Below are 20875 nucleotides of genomic sequence, written 5' to 3'. Positions count from 1 at the left end.
AAAAGCAACCATCAAGCAATGTTATAATTGATCAGACATTATAATGTGTCTCAATCCATTTAAGGTACTCACCTGACCTTATACTATCAACCCATGTCATGTTTTCAAAATACCATTCAATTGTTTTCCGGCTACCTGTTTCAAAGGACTCCTCCGGACTCCATCCAAGTTCATTTCTGACTCTGGATGAGTCTATGGCATATCTAAAATCGTGACCCGGGCGATCCTTTACAAAAGTTATAAGTTCCCTTGATGAACCAGTATCTTTGGTTCTCTTTCTTAAAAGATCAACAGTGTCACATATTTTCTCAACAATCTCAAGATTCTTCATCTCGCACCCACCGCCAATATTATAGGTGCGTCCCTTGTGCCCCTTCTCCATGACAAGCCAAATTGCCTTGCAGTGATCCATTACATAAAGCCAGTCCCTTATGTTTGAACCATCCCCGTAAACAGGAAGGGGCTTTCTCTCCATTGCATTTAGAATCATCAGAGGAACAAGTTTTTCCGGAAACTGAAAGGGGCCGTAATTGTTGGAGCAATTTGATATGGTAACAGGCAATCCATAGGTTTCATGGTAGGCTCTAACCAAATGATCAGAGGCAGCCTTTGATGCAGAATAGGGGCTGTTGGGTGCATAAGGGGTCTCTTCTGTAAAACAACCTGTTTTTCCAAGAGTACCATACACTTCATCTGTGCTAACATGGTGAAAAAGGTTAAATCCATCCCCTGACTTTCTGGCACACTCCAGCAGATTAAATGTGCCTTTTACATTAGTGTCGATAAAAACTTCAGGAGAGGCAATGGAGCGGTCAACATGTGACTCTGCAGCAAAATGACAAACTGAATCTATCTCATATTTTTTAAAAATCATGGAGATTATGGAAGCATTACATATATCCGCCTTTTCAAAAAAATAGCGCTCCTTATGGCGATCCTTTATATCTGAAAGACTTTCAGGATTTCCTGCATATGTAAGCTTATCAACATTTACAACGCGACCGGTAAAGGATGATTCATCAAGAAGATAGCGAATAAAATTTGATCCTATAAATCCGCATCCACCTGTGACCATTAAATTGTGCATCAGGGTCTCCAAATTCTAACATTCAGGGCAGGCAAGATGGCCTGCCCCATACAGTTTTATATACTCAAAATCGACATCTTATTGCTTTCCCGGCAGTTATTGCATTTGTCTGAATCAGGATGAAAAGGATGTTCAGGATAGATAATCCTGCCTTATCTTGTTAATCTTGGGCATCCTGATTCAGACAGTATTAACAAGGCTCAAAAGATCATAGGTGTCGATTCTGATTATATAACGGCCATGGCAGATCCATCTGCCACAACGAATCATGAAAGTCCTTTAGAGCCTTAAAAGACGGGGACTTTCTTATAAACGTACATGTCGGATCAACACCACAGTCGAATAGATCAAAATCTTTATATGTCAGTACGTTATGAAAATTTTGCAATAAAAAAACGCATCAACTTTCGGAAAATGATCTTTCAAAAAGAGCTTCAAGTGCATTTTTGGCATCTTCAGAAAGATTTCTGGTGCCTGTGCCGGCAAATGTCTTGTGGCTGATTATGGGAGTAACCTCAACCCAGGTATTGTCAATCCAGGAGAACCATGCTTTTCTGTCCTGCTCATAGACAAAAACCGGCCTGTTAAAAAGCCTTGCAAGCTCCACACCCCATCCGGTACCGCCCTTCACTGTATTATCCGGCAGAATCCAGCCAACCACAAAGACCTGATACCCACTGTTAACCATGTGAAAAATAGACTGAATAACCTTGCGTATGGTGTCAACCTTGGAAAAATTACGCCCCATGCGTGCAGAGACAATATCCATACTTACATCTCCCTTTTTAAGTTCATCAGGAGACAAAATTTTCAAACCAACTTTCCTCTCAATATCATGACCTTCAAATGTAAAATTAACTTCATTAATACCAAATTTTTCAGCAAGTTTTCCAAATTCAGCTTCTGCACCTTTATGTCCACCACTAAAAAGCGTTGCATCAGATCTATTCATTTACTTTATTCCTTAATTTATGTTTTATAGTTAGACTTAAATCGCAATTTTAAATTTATCTATTTCCTTACATCTGAAGGAAGTTGTCTGCCATTTTCAGAGCATCAATATAAATGTCCGGCAAATTTTCCAGAATCGGAGTTTCACACACATTCGACAGGTCTGAATCACCCCAGTCTCCATTTTCAAAGCACTTGCAGGTATTTAGTAAATCATTAAAATTTTTATCCTTTCCAAGAAGTCCATCCTTGATCCTGTCAGAAAAGGAGATGTCTTTTAGAACAGAAGCCATCTCCTTGTCAAGCATAGCGTCGATTGCAGAAAAAAGCCCCATTGTAAAAAGCTCTTCTGATGAAAATGGAGTATCTATCTCTTTGCCCATCAGCTCACACATTCTTGCCCTTACTATGGAAAGACGCATAAGTTCATCAGGTTTATTGTCACTGAGTCCAGCAGCAGCAAGAACCCTTACAAACTGCTTGATTGTATCTTCTCCAAGAAATGACACAGCATCCCTTACTGTGCTTATCTCGTTGTTCCTTCTGAAATATGGTGAGTTTATGAACTTCATCAACTTGTATGATATTGAAATATCTCCTTTGATAATATTAGAGAGTTTGTCAAAATCAATATCAGATTTTCCTATCTCGGAAATCAGGTTAAGAAGGGTCATTTTGTTTGCTGAAAGATCAGTTTTGGATATTACTTCAGGCTTTGAAAAAAAATAACCCTGAAAAAGGGTAAATCCCATCTCCTGGGCAAGGGTAAACTCATCGTATGTTTCAACTTTTTCTGCAAGAAGTGTAATATTCAATTTGGATTTAAGGGCTTTTACAAGCCCCTTTATTGTTGGAAGAGGAGTTGCCATCAAATCAAATTTTATTATATGGGCAAGTTTTATAAGCGGCTTGAATTTTTTATCAAAAATAAAATCATCCAGTGCAACCTTATACCCTTTTTTTCTGAACTCATGAATGGCATTAACAACACTTTGTTCAGGCTCCACATTTTCAAGAATCTCAATAACAATATTTTCCTTTGGAAAAAGAAGAGGAGTTTTATTAACAATCAGGTCCCGTGTAAAGTTTATAAAACCCGGCTTATTACCTGTAATTTCAGCAATACCAATGGAAAAAAATGTATTTGCCAGAAGTGTCGAAGTTCCGATATCTCCGTCAATGCCCGGGAAGGAATTTTCAAGACTGTTTCTGAACAGTAATTCATATGCAAATGTCTTTTTGTTCTTTAATAAAATAGGCTGGCGACCGACATAGATATCCATAAAAAACTTCTCCTGTCTTACTTATACTGTAACCCGAAAAATAATAGATGGTGATCTTTACTACCTTTGACATAAAACCTGTAAAAACTCAACCTCAAAAACTTTGCCCATCTCTATTGACAAAGCAACAGTGACGGAATATTAAATATTTCCATGAAAACACATACACCAAAATACCTGAAAGACTACAGGCCACCGGCATACTGGATTGACAAAATAGATCTCCAGTTTGATCTGGCAGATGACCAGACCATTGTTACATCAACCATGAAAATCCGTCGCAACAACGACGTTTCTGACAAGCTTACCCCCCTTGTTCTCGACTGCCGTGACCTTGATATAATTTCGGTTGTGGCTGATGATATGGTTCTTTGTTCCGCAGACTATGAACTTACACCGGAAACGTTTACCCTGCCAAGGGTTCCTGAACTCTTTGTCCTTGAAATCAAAAACCGCCTTGTGCCGCATAACAATACAGCACTTGAAGGATTATACAGATCAGGCCGAACATTCTGCACCCAGTGTGAAGCACAGGGTTTCAGAAGAATAACCTGCTTTCCAGACCGTCCTGATGTAATGACTCTTTTTTCATGCATCATAACCGCAGAGAAAAAAAAATATCCTGTGCTTCTCTCCAACGGGAACCCTGTTGCTTCAGGAGACCTTGATAATGGTCGCCACTATGTGAAATGGGAAGATCCATTTAAAAAACCATCCTACCTCTTTGCCCTTGTTGCAGGAGACCTTTCCTGTATTGAAGACCATTTTACAACATTCTCAGGCAAAAATATTACACTAAAGATATTTGTTGAGCACGAAAACAAGGATAAATGCTCCCATGCAATGAAATCCCTGAAAGAGTCAATGGCATGGGATGAAGAGCGTTTTGGAAGGGAATATGACCTTGATCTCTATCAGATTGTGGCTGTCAACGACTTTAATATGGGAGCCATGGAAAACAAGGGATTAAATATCTTTAACTCCAAATATGTCCTTGCAAAAACAGAGACAGCAACTGATACAGATTTCATGAATATCCAGAGGGTAATAGCCCATGAGTATTTCCACAACTGGACAGGCAACAGAATTACCCTTAAAAACTGGTTTCAGTTAAGTCTAAAAGAGGGTTTGACAGTGTTTCGTGACCAGGAGTTCTCATCTGACCTCAATTCAAGAGCTGTTCAAAGAATTTCTGATGTAAGAAAACTAAGAACCTTTCAGTTTCCTGAGGATGCAGGCTCCATGGCTCATCCTGTACGGCCCGAATCATACATTGAAATGAATAATTTCTACACAATGACTGTCTATGAAAAGGGTTCTGAAGTTATACGCATGATGTTTGAAATCCTGGGCAGGGAGTTGTTCAGAAAAGGAATGGATCTCTACTTTGCAAGGTTTGACGGACAGGCTGTGACAACAGAGGATTTTGTACAGATAATGGAAGAGGCATCGGGCATTGACCTTTCCCAGTTCCGCCTTTGGTATTCCCAGTCAGGAACTCCCCGTATAAAGGTCAAAAGAGAGTATGACAGTGCAAACAGAACACTCACTATTCATTTAACCCAGAATACCCCGCCTGACCACAACCAGTCTGAAAAAAAACCCCTTCATATACCCGTTAAATACGGTCTTGTATCTCTGTCAGATTCAAATGGCAATTCAGAACCAAGTGGCAACTCAGAACCAAATGGCAACTCAGAACCACATAGAAACCCAGAACAAAATGACCATATACTTCACTTGAAAGAGCAACATCAAACTTTTACATTCAATGACATTGCACCGGAGACTCGTCCCTCTCTTTTCAGGGAGTTTTCCGCTCCTGTTATTATTGAAAATGATTTTTCTGCTGAAGATCTGGCATTTCTGATGGCCAATGATACAGACGAATTCAACCGTTGGGATGCTGCCCAGCAGCTTTATTTCATGGAGTTGAAACGCATTATTGGTTTGCTTCAAGATGAAAAAGCATCTAACCCTGACAAAACATATAATGATATGGCTCCACCTCTTTCTGAGCATCTTGTAAATGCATTCCGCGAATCCCTTTGTAACACAACCCTTGACAGGGCACTTATTGCACAGACCATTACACTCCCTGGCGAAAGCGAGATAGCCCAGCAGTATGACCCCATTGATGTGGATGCCATCCACAGGGCAAGACAGATCATGAAACAGACCATTGCCGAAAAACTTGCTACAGAACTGGATGATATCATTGATCTATGTTCCAAAGCAGACCCTGAAGATCTATCCCATGAAGCAATGGCAGACAGAAGCCTTAAAAACATAGCATTATCATATATTGGCTCACTTGACAGCACAAGTTCACACCAGATCATTCATAAGCACTACATTAATGCAATGAACATGACTGACAAAATTGGAGCACTCTCCATATTGTGCAACTCAACATGCGAGGAGTCAACGCTTAACCAGGCACTGGCACAATTTCATCTAATGTGGCGGGAAGATCCTCTTGTTCTGGATAAATGGTTCACTGTTCAGGCATCATCCACACGACCCGGAACACTTGAAAATATAAAAGCCCTTACCTGTCACCCCGATTTTTCATGGAGAAATCCCAACAGGGTACGCTCTGTTATGTCAATTCTTGGCACAGGCAACCCATATATTTTTCACAGAAAAGATGGTAATGGATATGCTTTTTTTGCAGAAAAGATTATCCAGCTTGACAAAATAAACTCCCAGATTGCCGCACGGCTTGCAGGAGCATTTAATCACTGGAAAAAATATGATCTCCAGCGTCGGACACTTATGCAACAGCAACTGGAGATAATGGTTAATACCCCTGATCTTTCAAGGGATGTCTATGAAATTGTTTCAAAGGCGCTTTCTGCATAACGTACATGGCGGATTACCGCCACAATCTAAAGAATTAAAGTCGTTTTAAAACAGCAACTTACAGAGACTTTTATATAAAAACAGTTCATGGAAAAAGCAGATTATCAATAATCATACCATAAAATGAGCTGACACCGGAGCCGGAAAGAAAACGCCATCCCAGATGCCTGTTACAATTCCGGCAAACGGCCACCTGCCAGGAGTACCCTGAAAACCACGAAAACTCAATCGAAGGGGCCGAAGCAGGCATGGCCCCGGTACACTCCCTGAAACAGCCGATCTCAAATACCAGTCCATGGGGATTTGCAAATGCATGATTATAACTCCCGTTTACAGTTATTCTCTGTGATATGTCAGTTACTGAATATTGACAAAAAGCACACCTAATAGGTTTGTGATCAAGGGAGTCAGATGCATCACTTGCGCTTTCATCTTCCATTGACCCACTGTCTCCATGGAACTCATTATCTTTGCCAAATTTTTTGTCAGGCGATGCCCTCAATGATACAAAAAGCATTTATACCTCTTTTATTTTGTTCTCAAAGTCAACACCTATGATCTTTTGTAAGCCTTTTCAACACTGCCTGAGTCAGGATTCCCAAGATTAACAAAGATAAGGCAGGATTATCTATCCTGAACATCCTATCCATCCTGGTTATCCTGATTCAGACAAATGCAATAACTTCTGAAAAAGCAATAAGATGTCGATTTTGAGTTTGTTAGAACCACCCCTAACTGTTATCGTCTTTTTCAATATAATAAAGAGTTGCCCCAACAGGCGCAAAAGATAACAGTACAATATTGACCCAGGGAACAAGGAAGCATATACCGAATCCCATATGAAACATCAGATTTTTTTTAAGGTAAGTAAATCTTTTACCAAAAGACTCCATTCTTCTTGCAGGAACAAGATCTGTATTGTCCCATGCCAGAAAAATTCCCGCAACAAGGGAAGACAAAACTGTGATCACAGGCCCAAGCGGAGTTAACAACCCTGCAAGCATAACAATAAGCATGAAAATTACAGGCACTATGGTCCTTGGAATCTCCTGTGCAATCAAATGCAAAAAAAGTCCTATGAAAGATGCTGAAAGAGCTCCATCAACTCTTCCTGTTACCTTTTGCTCGGTAATCCTTGACATGTAATCCATAATAAAAACACAAAATAATATCTGTGCAACAAAATATGATAAAAGTCCAGCAACAGCAGCAAGAAGAAGGGATAGAAGCCATGACACTATATTCCAGAAAAAGAGCATCAATTTTGATTCAGGCATATGCCACAAAAGATTAAGGATATCTTGATGCCACATCAGAATAAGGCCGGAACAAACAATGGTTAAAGCAACTACAACAACAAATCTGAGCATGCCCAGAAACAGAAGGCTGGGGGTGGTAAGACCCATTGCCAACCCTTTTAAATTATAGATGATTCCCTTTATAAAAGACATTATGGCCTCCAGTTAGGATATTACAGGTGACAAGATTTAAAATAGCGACTATACTATGAAAAATGTGATTTTACGGAACAACACAATAGTGTTTCCCGATTCCAATATATGCTCAGGAGAAATAATAATATGCATGACAGTAGAGCAGAGTTTGCCCACAAAAAAGAGATTGGCCATAAAAAAAACATTAGTCATGAAAAAAATATTAGCCATGAAAAAAATATTAGCCATGAAAAAAATATTAGCCATGAAAAAAACATTAGCCATGAAACAAATATTAGTCATGAAAAAAGTCTTAGCCATGAAACAAATATTAGTCATGAAAAAAGTCTTAGCCATGAAAAAAGGATTTATATTAACCTCCCTGAAAACACAAAAAATAATCAAAAGCAACTGATCTATTATGTTGACGGAAAATTCATGCCTTCAGGCCAGGCAGTTATACCGGTGGATGACCTTGCTGTGATTCGGGGTATTGGAGTCTGTGATCTTTTAAGAACTTTTAACGGCAAACCTCTTTTTCTAAGAGAACATGCAGAGCGGCTGATACAGTCCGCAAATGAGGTATCACTTAAAATCAACTGGTCATGCCGTGATATTGAAAGGATTATCCATGATACCCTCAATAAAAATCCTGATATTGATGAAGCCAATATAAGAATCATCATTACAGGTGGTTCAAGTGAAGACTTTATCACTCCCACTGGCAAACCAAGACTTCTGGTACTTTTAACTTCAATTCCACCCATTCCTTCCTCATGGTACACAAAGGGTGTCAAAGTTATTACCGTTGCTTTGCAAAGGGACAATCCCCTTGCAAAAAGTCTCTCATACATGCCTGCTGCCATGGCATTGAGCAAGGCAAAAAAACTAAATGGTGTGGAAGCTCTCTATGTCAGCAAAGAGGGCATTGTGACAGAGGGTACAACAAGCAATCTTTTTGCATTTATCAATAACAGGCTCATAACTGCTGAAGAGGGTGTTTTAAAGGGAATAACACGAAAGATGATACTGGAATTGGGTCAAAAAGAGTTCTCCATTGAATTAAGGAGCATGAGTATTGAGGAACTTTACGGTGCAGATGAGGTTTTTATTTCCGGAACAAATAAAGGTGTCGTACCGGTTGTTCAGATCAACGATAACATCATTGGCAGCGGAAAACCCGGCACTAACACTCAAAAGCTTATTAAAGAAATTAATAATCTGAGTACCTCACCCGAATCCTATATTTGATGAACCTGTAAATTGTCTGGAAATCTAAATGCTCCGGGGTTAAATCACCTCTGCATCTTCACTGCTGACCCAGCCTATTTTATCTTTTGAAAAATGAATTTTAAGATACCCATCCCTAATCTTTGAAACCTTTACCCTGGTGCCCGCATGGAGCACAAAAAGCTCAGTGGCATCAGAGGATGTGCCGGATCTTACAGATACTTCCGGAGCAATAATAACGGCCTGGCCTTTTGCATTGCTGCTGTAATAGTCATAAAATACAGTACTTCCCGCCAGAATCCATAAAACAAATAAAAATTTGCCAGCCAGTGTCAATATGCGCTTGCCCCTAAGCGTTCTTAAAGTCGAATAGACAAAAAAGCCAAATGATAAAATAATCGCAAAATATTTAAGACCTTCTGCAGGCAGATAGCCTTTCCAGAAAAAAAATATACCTGAAATATCAAATCCTGTTGGCTCCAACTTGTCTTTTACAAAACCCTTTGCATATTCAAGATTAAATCTTAAATCAGGGTCAAGGGGCTCTTCCTTTTTTGCCCTTTCATACCAAAGGATCGCATGACCTGTCTTGCCTGCCTTAAGAAAGGCATTACCGATATTATAATAAAGATATGGATTATCAACGCCACTTCGGGCAATGGATGAAAATTTTTCTGCAGCATCATCATATCTGCCCTGTTTATATGCATCAACGCCTTCAAAAAAATATCTGCCACACTCATCTTCTGAAAGGGTTGAGTCAATAATCTTTACCGGTTCTTCTGCAAATAAAACACCTTGTGACAATAGAAGAGATGACAAAGATATAACAATTGCTATTCCCAGCATCTGTACAATCTTTAAGGTGCGCATATAAAGCACAGCGCGATATTCATTGTCATTATCTTTTCCACCATATCTGGCTGATTCTATTTCAGCAATAAGGGAATTGACATTGTCAGAAAGGTCTGAAGGTGCTCCTGTGTCAATGAGAATTTTCTCAACCTCACTGAATGTCAGGGACTCTCCCCTTGTACCGACTCTTGAAAGTACCTTTGCCACAATAGCCCCATGAAGAGCTTTAAAAAAATCCCCGCCATTATCATTGCCATCAGCCACAGATCTTCTATTATCTCCTGCACTTTCTTTTTGTTGAAAAACAAGCATTTTCTTTGCATGTGCCAAATAGTCGTCTGTTTTCCTGTTAAGAGCTGTTGATACAGAGATCTCTTTCTTGAAAAATAGACTTAACATCTTTACAAAATAAAAAAGCAGACAAGGCAAAAAAAACAGCATAACAAAAATAGATATCGGCAATCTCTTTTTACTGCGCCAGACATCATTGTCTTCCTTTAAAGACAAAATATCTTTTCCTGTAAACTCAACACTTTTTCTTTCCATTGCCAATCCTGAAGAGAATTTATCCTCCATTGAGCTGTTTATGGAATCAGAAAAATTGTTGCCGTTGGAATTACCGGCAATACCGCTATTAATATCTTCGGGCTCAACATCAATGGTCAAAGGAGATGTGGTGACCACCTTGTATTGTCGATCTTCCACACTAAAAAAAGAGAGATCCACAGGTTCAACAGAATAGGTTCCCTGTTTAAGGGGTACAATGGCTTTTTTAAATACTTTTTTCCCAACATATCCATCAGGAGTAAGCTCAATCTCCTCAACAGGTGAATCCTCATAAACTTTTAATTCAGATCCAAGGGTAATATCAGGTACAGGTGCATCCATAAGATTACCCTCTCCTGACAAGGTTATTGTCAATGTGACAGATTCTCCTACTTTAATATGACTTCTGTCAAGTTCAGCAGAAACATCAATTTTGCCAACTACCCCTGAAAACAAAACATTGCTGTCTGTATAAGGAGGCAAAGGCTCTACCTTGACAGAAATGGGAAGTGTTGCAACACGTCGGGGTTCGGTTCTGCCAAATGAAAAAAAATTGTTGGAAAAAAAGGGATCATCAAAAGGATCACGCCCTCTTCCTTTAACAGCAACTTCACATGTTATGACAGCAGGTTCAATTTCCATCTCACCTGCAACTTCAGGTATGAGGACGTAATTTATTGCAATAACGTTATAGACTCTGCCGTTTATGGTCTCTTGATAATTTTTTCTGCTTCCAGCCTCTTTTGCGGTAAATCCTTTAAACGATGGCTGCTGAAGAGCAGCATTGGAGTAGCGAACAGCACTATATAAACGAAGTTGATATACAGCCTGCTGTCCAATAAAAAGAGAGGTATCAGAAATGCCTGCCTCCACAAAAATATCCTTTGATGCTCCGGAAGTTACATTACCAGCCAAAACCTCAATTGTAATTGGATTTGTGGTATATATATTTTTTTCATGTACAATTTTTAATGGTGGTATCAGCAATTTCCCCTGACGTTTGGGCAGCAGTTGATAAATGGCTGTGATACTCTTTGAATATTTTCCGTTGACAATGGAAATATTACTGCTGCTGCTTCTTCCAATAATTCTGAAGTCTTTAATCACAGATGTATCAACTTCACCTTCGCCATCATTAAACACAACTTTTAATACAACAGAGTCGTTTATTGAAATCCTGTTTCTGTCAACCTGGGCTGTAACGCTGAAAGCAAAAAGATTAAGAGGCATTAAAAGACAGATCAGCAGGCATGTCAGTGGCACAGTGAGACTTTGAAAAAAAAGTTTTTGGTAGCTTGTAAAAAAGCCCGCACTTGCAGCGACTCCAAGTCTTTGGCCGCCCCTAAGCAAAGGAAGCTCTGCTGCTTTGCTGATTATTACCGAAACTTCTAAGCCCATAAAAGACCCTCAATTTACTTCAGTTTTTATCATAAGGATTATCATCTTCTGGCACCACATCACTACCAGTCTTTTTCCACATCTTGTCCTGAATATGAAGGAATCATGGCAGAGCCAGGCTTGTCCTCAAGGCGGTTGAGAAGGCGCTCATGAGCCTGTTTTTGAAAATCTGAAGAAGGCTCTTCATTACCATCATTGCCATATGCACTCTCTCCGGAATTGTCATGTTTTTGACTACCCTGGTTCTGGCCACTTTGCTGTTCATAACCATTTTTCTCATCTTGGTTTTGGCCGATTTGCTGCTTATCTCCATTTTGCTCTTCCTGATCTTGGCCGCTCTGCTGGTTATCTCCATTTTGCTCATCCTGATCTTGGCCGTCTTGCTGATTATCTCCTTTTTGCTCATCCTGATCTTGGCCGATCTGCTGCTTATCTCCTTTTTGCTCATCCTGATCTTGGCCGTCTTGCTGATTATCTCCTTTTTGCTCATCCTGATCTTGGCCGTCTTGCTGCTTATCTCCTTTTTGCTCATCCTGATTTTGGCCGATTTGCTGCTTATCTCCTTTTTGCTCATCCTGATCTTGGCCGTCTTGCTGCTGGTCACCCTTCTGCTTATTCTCTTCCTCCTGTTTTTTCTCTTCAATTTTCTTTTTAACAAACTCAATATTTTCAGCGGCTTTCTGGTAAAGTGGAGAATCTTTTCCAATTTTTTCAAAGGTCTCCACAGCCCCCTCCAGATCTCCCATACGATACTTTGTATTTCCAAGGTTGAAGGTACTCTTATCCCTTAACAAAGGATCTTCTGTATCCATTGCACGGGTGAAGTTGCTCAAGGCAGATTCATAATCTTCCAGCTTATATGCTGCGCTGCCAATATTATAATAAAGTTCTGGCATGTCAGGGCTTTGAAGCTGAGCATCAATAAAATTTTTTCTCGCATCTTCATAACTGCTGCTATTAAAGGCCTCTATCCCCTTTTTTACACTTGAATATGTACCTGCATAAAGATCAGACAGGTCAAACAACAGAATAGATATAAAAACTGTTGTAATAATAAAAGTGAGCAGTTTTAAAAAAGTATTTTTTTGGGAAAGAATGTTATTGTTTTTCGGAGAAAAGCTGTTGTTATTCTTCGGAGAAACGCTATTGTTATTCTTCGGAGAAATGCTATTGTTATTCTTCGAAGAAATGCTATTGTTATTCTTCGAAGAAATGCTATTGTTATTCTTCGGAGAAATGCTATTGCTATTCTTCGGAGAGACACTGCTTATTTTATTCGGAGGAACACTGTTGTTATCATTTTGACCATTTTCATGCCTGAAGGAATTTATATCCATTTTTCTATGGTCAGATATAAAAAGTTCAAATATAAGCAATAAAACAGCGGGCAAAAGAAACCATTGAAAACGGTTCTCCCAAACCTTTTTTTTTCCACTCTCAAGAGTTGTCTTTTCCATGCTGCCTGATATTTCACGAGTATAGATAACATCCAGATCCATATCTCCTGCAACAGATTTAACATAACGCCCCATGCCCATGGATGCAATTTGCCCCAGCATTTTATCATCCACCTTTGACATGACGATTCTTCCATCTCTGTCCTTTTTAAAACCGCCGGAACTATCAGGGATAGGGGCACCCTCTTCCCGCCCAACTCCTATACAAAAAATTCTGATGCCCAGCTTTGCAGCATCTTTGACAGCTTCAAGAGGATCATCTGATGTGTTTTCTCCATCTGTAATGAGAATTATGGCTTTTTCTGAGTCAGCATCTTTTTCAAAGCCATTAACAGCCGTCTCAATGGCACCACGAATATCTGTCCCCCCCATGGGAAGATATTCAGGAGAAAGAGCATCAAGAAAAATATGAAATGCAGAGTAGTCAAGGGTCAATGGGCACTGAAGAATGGCAGCACCTGAAAAGGCCACAAGACCGACTCTGTCAGAATCCATCATGTTAAGAAGATCAAGAATCTCTCTTTTTGCCTGTTCCAGACGGGAAGGTTTGATATCAGAGGCAAGCATGCTCCTTGAACAATCAAGTGCAATCATGATATCAACGCCCTTTGCTTCAACCTTTTCCCAACGGAAACCTGCCTGGGGACCTGCAAGGGAGATTACAGATAAAAAAAGAACAGCCACAAGCAGCATCCCTTTGAGCCATCGCCTTTGAACACTGTATCCAGATGTCATGACCGGTACCATTGAAAAATCAATATATTTTCTCAAAATCCTTGAACGTTTTCCAATACCATATGCTGTCACAGCAAGAAGCAGCAACACCATCCACATCAAATGTAATATATATAAGTTTGCAAATATCATAAATTAATCTCTGATGGTGATTCAGAAGAATGCAGTAAATCCATAAAACAGCCATGGCAAACACATCTACCACAATCGAAGTGTTGAAAACTATTTTATAAACAGGCTGTTACGGAGGCTTCATATAACGGCCATGGCAAACCCGTCTTGCCACAACGAAGCATGAAAGCCCTGAAAAAAACCTTGAAATACGGGGACTTTCTTATAACGTACATGGCTGATGACCGCCACAATCGAAGAGATGAAAGTTGTGTTAAAAACAGGCTGATACCGAGACTTTCATATAAAACGTACATGGCTGATGATAGCCACAATCGAAAAGATGAAAGTCGTTTTAAAAACAGGCTGTTACCGAGACTTTCATATAAAAAATTAAAACAAAATGTCAATTGGGATAATCAGGGTATTTTCATAAATCTTGTATTGGAAAGAAGAATATACCCCCCCAGCATAAGAAATGCCGGAAACATAAGCCAAGGATAAAGTTCCCTGTATTGTGCCCATGATTTGACATCAACTTCAGTTTTTTCAAGAGTGTCAATCATATCATATATATTTTCAAGAGAACCTATATCCTGGGCTATGAAAAATGAACCGCCTGTCATTTCAGCAATTTTTTCCAAGGTATCGTGATCCATATCCACCCTTTGATAAACATATCTTTGCCCAAGAAGAGGATCTTTTACCAGAAAAGGAGCTTTCCCTTCTGTTCCAACTCCAACGGTGTAGATCTTTACACCCCTTTCAGATGCAATGGTTGCAGCAGTTTCAGGTGAAATCTCACCGCTGTTGCTGCGACCGTCTGTAAGCAAAATGACAATATTGGATTTACTTTCAATATCTTCAAGACGTTTTAGTGAAATTCCTATTGCATCTCCAATTGCAGTACTTGGCCCTGCGGCACCAATTTCAAGTTTTTCAAGCATAAAGGCTATGGTATTGTAATCACGGGTCAGGGGAAGCTGGGTAAATGCCCTGGAACCAAACACAACCATACCTATTCGGTCACCTTCACGCTTCATAATAAAATCACCCACCACACCTTTGACAGCGTCAAGCCTTGTTATAATCTTGTCATCTCTTGTAAAATCAAGAGCTGCCATGGATTCGGATAGGTCAAGCGCCAATACAATATTAATACCTTCTGTTGTAACATTTACCTTTTCTGTTCCCCATTGGGGGCGAGCCAGAGCCAATATCATCAAAAATAGTGAGGCATATCTTAAAAATGGCAATCCAATTGCAAACATTAGTAGAAAAAACCTTTGCAGCCTGCCACCCACAAATTGAATATCCTGTGATGATGATGGATATGGAAACGAGATATCTGCTGAATCAGGGGAGGTTATAAACAAAAGGGATGAAACTTTGAGGTATGAAGCCTTTTTTATCTTTTTTCTGAAATAGAAAAGAAGCGGTATAATAAACATAAGAGTCAAAAATAGAGGAGATGCAAATCTAAACATGGCCTTCACCTTCATCACCGGATGAATTGTTTGCCAAAAAAAGCGTAATACGATCAATAAAATACCTTGCAAAAGCATCATCTGCATTCATCTGATCAGTTTTTGGGTCTTGTGCTGCATATTTAATCATGGATGCATTGTCAAAAAGCTCCTTTGTTAATGTAAAAAGCCCCTTTTCAACATAATCTGAATTAACAGTGTTGTGTGAGTTCAAAGAGATCAAAGATTCACTCTGCGATTGTAGTCTCATATGAGAAGGCAGAATATTTTGTAAAGCTGAAATCAACTCCTGTGCAGTCATTTCCGGAGCATTTATCCGAAAAGATTTTCCAATAAATACCTTCAAAAGAGCCGTAAGCCTGAAATAGTAAAGACGTGGATGAACTTCCATCAGCTCCCTTATGGCATCAAGTTCTCTTAAAGCTGCCTGATCATGGGGCAGAGGAGGCGGCAACAAAATCTGATCACTGCCACCTTTAATCTTTTTTTTACGGCGAAAATAACGGACCGTGAAAAAGAGCAAAAGCGCAATAAGAACAAAGAGAAGAGATAACGCAACTATCTTAAATATAACGGGATCAACTCCCACCTGTACCGGCAATTCAATGTCATGAAGCTCCCTTATAGTCTTATCAGAACTCTGCACTCCCTGCATAAACGCCTGGGGTGACTGGGGAAGAGTATTATCAATCGCTGCCATGGGTCTCTTACCCTCTCCTACCTCATTTTCTTTTCTCTGTAGTTGAAATATCTTGTTAAAGTATCAGATACTGAATCTTGTGTGGAAATCTCAATGCAATCAATTTTTGACGATTTTAAACACTCCATAACCTTACTGTAGTGGATATTTTTCCGATCAGTATAAAATTTCTGAACAGTCTTACTTGATGCATCAAGCAGTAGCTTTCTGCCGGTCTCAAAACAGGTTAAATAGACAAACCCCTTTTCCGGCAGACAAAATTCCCCCTTATCTGAAATAAGAACACCAATAAGTTCATGTCGCCGACTCGCAGTTCTCAGGGCTTTAGCTGGATCATGTGAAATAAAATCTGAGATAATAAAAGAAAATGTCCTTTTTCTTGAAACAGAAGAGAGATATTCAAGGGCAGCTACAAGATCTGTGCCTTTACCGCAGGGTTCAAATGTAAAAATCTCCTTTATCAAACGCCATACATGGCTTGCCCCCTTTTTTGGGGGGATATATTTTTCCACCCTGTCTGTGAAAAAAAGAACGCCTACTTTATCATTATTTTTGATTGCACTGAAGGCAAGCACAGAAGCAACTTCGGCAGCTTTCTCAAGTTTCATTCCTGAAAATGTGCCAAAGTGCAGGGATCTGCTCATATCGACAAGCAGCATGACAATGCTTTCACGCTCTTCTCGGTAACGCTTTACAAAAGGTTTTCCAAGACGTGCAGACACCTTCCAGTCAATGGCCTTTACGTCATCTCCTGGAGAATAATCACGAACCTCTTCAAACTCAATGCCAGAACCTTTGAAAACAGATTTATACTGCCCTGCCATCATTGTGTTGACGGTTCTGCTGCCCTTTATGTGAATTCGTTTTATTTTTTTTATGATTTCCGCAGGGATCATTATCTCACTATGCCTCGATGATCTATTATCAGTCATAAGCCATTAAATGTAAATGCTTCAGGAAACCTTAATGGCCGCATCCAACTTATGGAACTGCAACTGAATCAAACAAAATTTTTATGACATCATCTGAGGAAATCTCTTCTGCCTCTGCTTCAAAGGATAGAATAATTCTGTGCCGCAGAACATCAGGTGCAACAATCTTGACATCCTGGGGAGTGACGTAAGCTCTGCCCTGCAGAAAAGCATTAACTCTTGATGCCTGGGCAAGAAAAATAGTCGCCCTTGGTGATGCACCAAAGGAGATGTAATGGGCAATATCCATGCCATATTTCAAAGGTTGCCTTGTGGCAAAAACAAGATCTACTATGTACTCCTTTATCTTGTCGTCAACATAGATCTGGCGTATTATATCAATAATCTCGGTAATCTCGGCTGGGGTTACCACCGGTTCTATTTTCTGGCTTACTTCAAATTCGCTTTTTTTAAGAATTTCAAGCTCCTGACTCCTGTCGGGATAATCAACGACCACTTTAAGCATAAATCGGTCAATCTGAGCTTCCGGCAACTGGTATGTGCCTTCCTGCTCAATTGGATTCTGGGTTGCCAGAACAAGAAACGGCGTTGGTAGCAGATATGTTTCATCTCCTATTGTAACCTGTTTCTCCTGCATGGCCTCAAGCAGGGCAGATTGCACTTTGGATGGTGCACGATTTATTTCGTCAGCAAGAATAATGTTATTGAAAAGAGGACCTTTTCTTGTAACAAAATCACCCATTTTAGGTCTGTATATTTCGGTTCCCACAAGATCCGCCGGAAGCAAATCAGGAGTAAACTGTATCCTTTTAAACTGAGCCTGTACAGTTGATGCAAGGGCTTTTACAGCACTTGTCTTGGCAAGACCCGGGACTCCTTCTATCAGAAGGTGGGATTCGGAAAGAAGCGCTGTCAGAAGAGAGTCCACAAGTTTCTGCTGCCCCACAAGTTCCTTGGCAATCTCTCTTCTTACCCGGCTGATCACAAGGTGTTTTGATTCAATCTTTTCCTTTATATTATCCATAATACCTCTTGTCACATATAACGTACATTGCGGATTCACGCCACAATCGAAGAGATGAAAGTCATTTTAAAAACAGCCACTTACTGAGACTTTCATATATTCATAAATGGCAGATATTCGCCATAATCTAAAGAATGAAAGTCGTTTAAAAAACAATCAGTTACCAAAGACTCTCATATAAAAACGTAGATGGCGGAATCCCACCATAATCTAAGAGTTGAAAGTCAGCTTTCGGCATCCTTCATATGACTCCAAAGGTTCTTTACACTTTTTTGTGAGAGATTCCCGCTACTCAAAGTTTTCTCTCCGGAAAGTGTAAAATGGGAAATGAAGCATGCCCAGCTTTCCAGTTAAAATGGATACAGCTTTCCATGTTTGAGGGTAGTTACTGAATGACAGCCATGCCCGTTCAGGTGATAAATATAAACCGCGATGATGTAGTGTCAAGGCAATTAAAGGATGAAAGAAGAGTCATGATACCTATTTTTCATACAAAATATCATTCCGGTCTTATAAGTTTATTGCTGTATAGGTCTGCCGTTAATACAGTTATTTTTAAGATATGCTCTCTTATCTGATCCTTGTTTTTAAACGAATGATTTCTGAATGTCATGATAATACCTGTCATAGATGCAATAAATGAGTGTACAAAAAGTCTTACATCTCCCTCCACACCATATCGTTTTAACAATCTTTCAAACGTATCAAAAAAAATTCTTGTTACAGAACCAAATTTCGCAAGAGCAGATTTATCTAATTGATCTTTTAAAAGAATGTAAGTCATCATTTGAAATGTAGATTCATTTTGAACCAAATGATCAACATAAGTAACAGCAAACTCCTCAATAGTAGCGGGTTGATCCTTCTTGACCATATTCTCAAATTCTCGACTGACAGCAGAAATATCCTGAATAAATGCCTCCACAAACAACTCTTCCTGACTTGGGAAATAACGATATAAAGTAGCCGGTGAGACCCCAGCCTCATCTGCAACATCTCTCATACCAACTTCATAAAAGGGCTTTTTTGCAAAAAGAGCAAGGGCTGAATCAATAATAATCTGCTTTCTGGCTTCCCTCTCCTTCTCTTTTAGTTCTGCAAATTTTGATTCTGTATTCACTTACAATCCTCCTGATATTATTATGTGAATGGCGCTATCATTTGTAAACAACTATCACGCATTGAGAATAGTGACAAGAAAAAATCAAAATGATAGTGAAATATTGACCTTTTTGCAAAGAGTTGATAGAAATTTTGTTAAAGCTCAATGATTACTTTACAATCTCCCAAAGTAGCCTTTCAAAAAAGAGGAGCAATGAATAAATATATCAAAAGGGATCGTTTTGATTTTGAAATAGGATATTTGACTCAAAGCCCATGTTTAAAATGTAAACGAAGAAAAGAGAGTCCTAAATGCCAATCCTCCTGCAAGCTTATTAATACAATAAGAACAATACTTGCCGCAGGCATCTCATGTCAGGTAAATAACAATGAAATCTGATAAAAAAAACGACCACTATAAAAAAACAGAAAAACCTGGATTTTCATATCCATGTTTTTCCAGCAACGCACAGTCAATTGCCAAAGAATGTCTTAATGCCGAAATCTTTTCCAGGTTAAACAATCTCAAGACACAATCAGGTTTCACTCTTTATGATGCCTTAAAATCCGGAATTATAAATCCTGACAGTTATGTAGGTATATATGCAGGTGATGCAGAAAGCTATAAAACTTTTGAATCAATATTTAATCCTGTAATAGAGTCTTACCACTCAATAAACATAAGAGAGCTTGAAAAACATGTTGAATCTGCGACTCAGCATCACAACAATAAAGATCATGTAAAATTTTTCCCAAAACATAAACTGGAACTGCCTGATCCGGATCCGGAAAAAAAATATATTATATCAACGAGGATAAGGCTTGCCAGAAACTTAGATGGATTTCCCTTTACAACATCAATAAATCTAAAGGATAGGTTAGAAATTGAGAAAATTGTTGTTACTGCTCTAAAAAAAATGCCTTTTCAATTTCAGGGAAGATATAAAAGTTTCTACAATGAATCTATTCCCACTGGATTTACTAAAGGTGATAGATTTCAGGAAGCTGCTGGAATAAACAGAGACTGGCCCGTTGCAAGGGGGGTATTTGAATCAGACAATGGAAAATTTGCCATCTGGATCAATGAAGAAGATCATTTAAGAATTATATCAATGGCAAAAAATACAAATCTATCCAGAGTATTTACCCATCTTCAGACTGCTCTTGAATCACTTGAAAAAAACCTTGTATTTGCATGGGATCCGCTACTTGGTTATCTAACCTCATGCCCGTCCAACCTTGGTACTGGTATGAGAGTTGGGGTACACATAAAACTACCAAAACTTTACAAGAAAAAAGACTGCTTAAACGATGCTGCAAAAAAATTCAACCTCCAAATCAGAGGTACACATGGAGAGAAGACAGAAGTGGAATCTGCAATTTTTGACATAAGTAATAGTCAACGGCTTGGGATCAGCGAACACGAATGTTGTCATACTCTCCATAAAGGCATATGCAGTATTATCGAAATGGAGGAAAATATTAATATTTAAGCATGCTTAATGATCACTTTACACTTTCTGAAGCCAGGCCCAGTTTCCTGGGGATTCCCCCAAAAAAGAGTAAACGAGCATGATTGATTACGTATCAACACACCCAAATATAAGAATAATAGTCATTTTCACGGCAAAGTACTTTTGGGGTCATATGATGGATGCTACAAAACATATTAAATGAACG

General features: G+C 39.2%; 16 protein-coding genes. 4 read left to right on the top strand and 12 right to left on the bottom strand.

All coding sequences use genetic code 11. The annotated features are described in order from the left end of the window. Positions 1-31: 31 nt before the first annotated feature. The 3 genes from rfbB to MTBBW1_RS24340 form a co-directional block, all read right to left on the bottom strand. Positions 32-1087 carry a dTDP-glucose 4,6-dehydratase gene (rfbB, locus tag MTBBW1_RS24350; protein ID WP_080808688.1) on the bottom strand — a complete coding sequence of 352 codons (1056 nt, stop codon included), beginning with the start codon at positions 1085-1087 and terminating at the stop codon, positions 32-34. 400 nt (positions 1088-1487) lie between these two features. Beyond that, entirely contained in the window at positions 1488-2039 is a 552-nt protein-coding gene (locus MTBBW1_RS24345; RefSeq protein WP_080808685.1) for a hypothetical protein, read from the bottom strand. Positions 2040-2106: 67 nt separating this feature from the next. Next, the gene (locus tag MTBBW1_RS24340) at positions 2107-3321 is read right to left on the bottom strand and encodes an EAL and HDOD domain-containing protein (protein WP_080808682.1); all 1215 of its coding nucleotides are present in this window, start codon (positions 3319-3321) and stop codon (positions 2107-2109) included. Positions 3322-3474: 153 nt separating this feature from the next. On the opposite strand from MTBBW1_RS24340, the gene pepN reads away from it, so the two are divergent. After that, positions 3475-6186: an aminopeptidase N gene (gene pepN, locus MTBBW1_RS24335; protein ID WP_080808679.1), complete on the top strand. Its 2712-nt coding sequence runs from the start codon at positions 3475-3477 to the stop codon at positions 6184-6186. Positions 6187-6271: 85 nt separating this feature from the next. On the opposite strand, the gene MTBBW1_RS24330 is transcribed toward pepN, so the two are convergent. Then, entirely contained in the window at positions 6272-6703 is a 432-nt protein-coding gene (locus MTBBW1_RS24330; RefSeq protein ID WP_080808676.1) for a cereblon family protein, read from the bottom strand. Positions 6704-6917: 214 nt separating this feature from the next. Beyond that, the gene (locus MTBBW1_RS24325; RefSeq protein ID WP_080808673.1) at positions 6918-7637 is read right to left on the bottom strand and encodes an EI24 domain-containing protein; all 720 of its coding nucleotides are present in this window, start codon (positions 7635-7637) and stop codon (positions 6918-6920) included. Between the two features lie 133 nt (positions 7638-7770). Here MTBBW1_RS24325 and MTBBW1_RS28000 point away from each other — a divergent pair, with 133 nt between their 5' ends. Both MTBBW1_RS28000 and MTBBW1_RS24320 read left to right on the top strand, forming a co-directional pair. Beyond that, entirely contained in the window at positions 7771-8034 is a 264-nt protein-coding gene (locus tag MTBBW1_RS28000; protein ID WP_139786890.1) for a hypothetical protein, read from the top strand. Positions 8035-8057: 23 nt separating this feature from the next. Then, a complete protein-coding gene (locus MTBBW1_RS24320) occupies positions 8058-8870 on the top strand; it encodes an aminotransferase class IV (protein ID WP_080808822.1) in 813 nt (270 codons plus the stop codon). Positions 8871-8909: 39 nt separating this feature from the next. On the opposite strand, the gene MTBBW1_RS24315 is transcribed toward MTBBW1_RS24320, so the two are convergent. From MTBBW1_RS24315 to MTBBW1_RS24285, 7 genes are all read right to left on the bottom strand, one after another. Continuing rightward, the gene (locus MTBBW1_RS24315) at positions 8910-11648 is read right to left on the bottom strand and encodes a BatD family protein (RefSeq protein WP_080808670.1); all 2739 of its coding nucleotides are present in this window, start codon (positions 11646-11648) and stop codon (positions 8910-8912) included. Positions 11649-11710: 62 nt separating this feature from the next. Continuing rightward, on the bottom strand, positions 11711-13972 hold the full coding sequence (locus tag MTBBW1_RS28725) for a vWA domain-containing protein (protein WP_080808667.1): 2262 nt from the start codon (positions 13970-13972) through the stop codon (positions 11711-11713). A gap of 398 nt (positions 13973-14370) precedes the next feature. Then, entirely contained in the window at positions 14371-15438 is a 1068-nt protein-coding gene (locus tag MTBBW1_RS24305) for a vWA domain-containing protein (RefSeq protein ID WP_080808664.1), read from the bottom strand. Continuing rightward, positions 15431-16138 carry a DUF4381 family protein gene (locus MTBBW1_RS24300; protein ID WP_080808661.1) on the bottom strand — a complete coding sequence of 236 codons (708 nt, stop codon included), beginning with the start codon at positions 16136-16138 and terminating at the stop codon, positions 15431-15433. Before MTBBW1_RS24300 ends, MTBBW1_RS24305 begins: the two co-directional genes overlap by 8 nt. Before the next feature lie 17 nt (positions 16139-16155). Beyond that, positions 16156-17034: a DUF58 domain-containing protein gene (locus tag MTBBW1_RS24295; RefSeq protein WP_080808659.1), complete on the bottom strand. Its 879-nt coding sequence runs from the start codon at positions 17032-17034 to the stop codon at positions 16156-16158. Positions 17035-17119: 85 nt separating this feature from the next. After that, positions 17120-18094: an AAA family ATPase gene (locus MTBBW1_RS24290; protein ID WP_080808656.1), complete on the bottom strand. Its 975-nt coding sequence runs from the start codon at positions 18092-18094 to the stop codon at positions 17120-17122. Between the two features lie 499 nt (positions 18095-18593). Then, positions 18594-19214 (bottom strand): TetR/AcrR family transcriptional regulator, encoded by a 621-nt coding sequence (locus MTBBW1_RS24285; RefSeq protein WP_080808652.1) that lies wholly within the window; start codon positions 19212-19214, stop codon positions 18594-18596. A gap of 370 nt (positions 19215-19584) precedes the next feature. On the opposite strand from MTBBW1_RS24285, the gene MTBBW1_RS24275 reads away from it, so the two are divergent. Next, positions 19585-20688: a phosphagen kinase gene (locus MTBBW1_RS24275; protein WP_080808646.1), complete on the top strand. Its 1104-nt coding sequence runs from the start codon at positions 19585-19587 to the stop codon at positions 20686-20688. Positions 20689-20875: the final 187 nt, after the last annotated feature.

Origin of the sequence: Desulfamplus magnetovallimortis (genome assembly GCF_900170035.1) — a bacterium.
GTDB lineage: Bacteria > Desulfobacterota > Desulfobacteria > Desulfobacterales > Desulfobacteraceae > Desulfamplus > Desulfamplus magnetovallimortis.
This window is presented reverse-complemented; position numbering and strand designations above follow the sequence as displayed.

Coding starts and splice junctions, on each gene's coding strand:
- rfbB (WP_080808688.1), bottom strand. CDS start 1,087: ATGCACAATTTAATGGTCACAGGTGGATGCGGATTTATAGGATCAAAT.
- MTBBW1_RS24345 (WP_080808685.1), bottom strand. CDS start 2,039: ATGAATAGATCTGATGCAACGCTTTTTAGTGGTGGACATAAAGGTGCA.
- MTBBW1_RS24340 (WP_080808682.1), bottom strand. CDS start 3,321: ATGGATATCTATGTCGGTCGCCAGCCTATTTTATTAAAGAACAAAAAG.
- pepN (WP_080808679.1), top strand. CDS start 3,475: ATGAAAACACATACACCAAAATACCTGAAAGACTACAGGCCACCGGCA.
- MTBBW1_RS24330 (WP_080808676.1), bottom strand. CDS start 6,703: ATGCTTTTTGTATCATTGAGGGCATCGCCTGACAAAAAATTTGGCAAA.
- MTBBW1_RS24325 (WP_080808673.1), bottom strand. CDS start 7,637: ATGTCTTTTATAAAGGGAATCATCTATAATTTAAAAGGGTTGGCAATG.
- MTBBW1_RS28000 (WP_139786890.1), top strand. CDS start 7,771: ATGACAGTAGAGCAGAGTTTGCCCACAAAAAAGAGATTGGCCATAAAA.
- MTBBW1_RS24320 (WP_080808822.1), top strand. CDS start 8,058: ATGCCTTCAGGCCAGGCAGTTATACCGGTGGATGACCTTGCTGTGATT.
- MTBBW1_RS24315 (WP_080808670.1), bottom strand. CDS start 11,648: ATGGGCTTAGAAGTTTCGGTAATAATCAGCAAAGCAGCAGAGCTTCCT.
- MTBBW1_RS28725 (WP_080808667.1), bottom strand. CDS start 13,972: ATGATATTTGCAAACTTATATATATTACATTTGATGTGGATGGTGTTG.
- MTBBW1_RS24305 (WP_080808664.1), bottom strand. CDS start 15,438: ATGTTTAGATTTGCATCTCCTCTATTTTTGACTCTTATGTTTATTATA.
- MTBBW1_RS24300 (WP_080808661.1), bottom strand. CDS start 16,138: ATGGCAGCGATTGATAATACTCTTCCCCAGTCACCCCAGGCGTTTATG.
- MTBBW1_RS24295 (WP_080808659.1), bottom strand. CDS start 17,034: ATGATCCCTGCGGAAATCATAAAAAAAATAAAACGAATTCACATAAAG.
- MTBBW1_RS24290 (WP_080808656.1), bottom strand. CDS start 18,094: ATGGATAATATAAAGGAAAAGATTGAATCAAAACACCTTGTGATCAGC.
- MTBBW1_RS24275 (WP_080808646.1), top strand. CDS start 19,585: ATGAAATCTGATAAAAAAAACGACCACTATAAAAAAACAGAAAAACCT.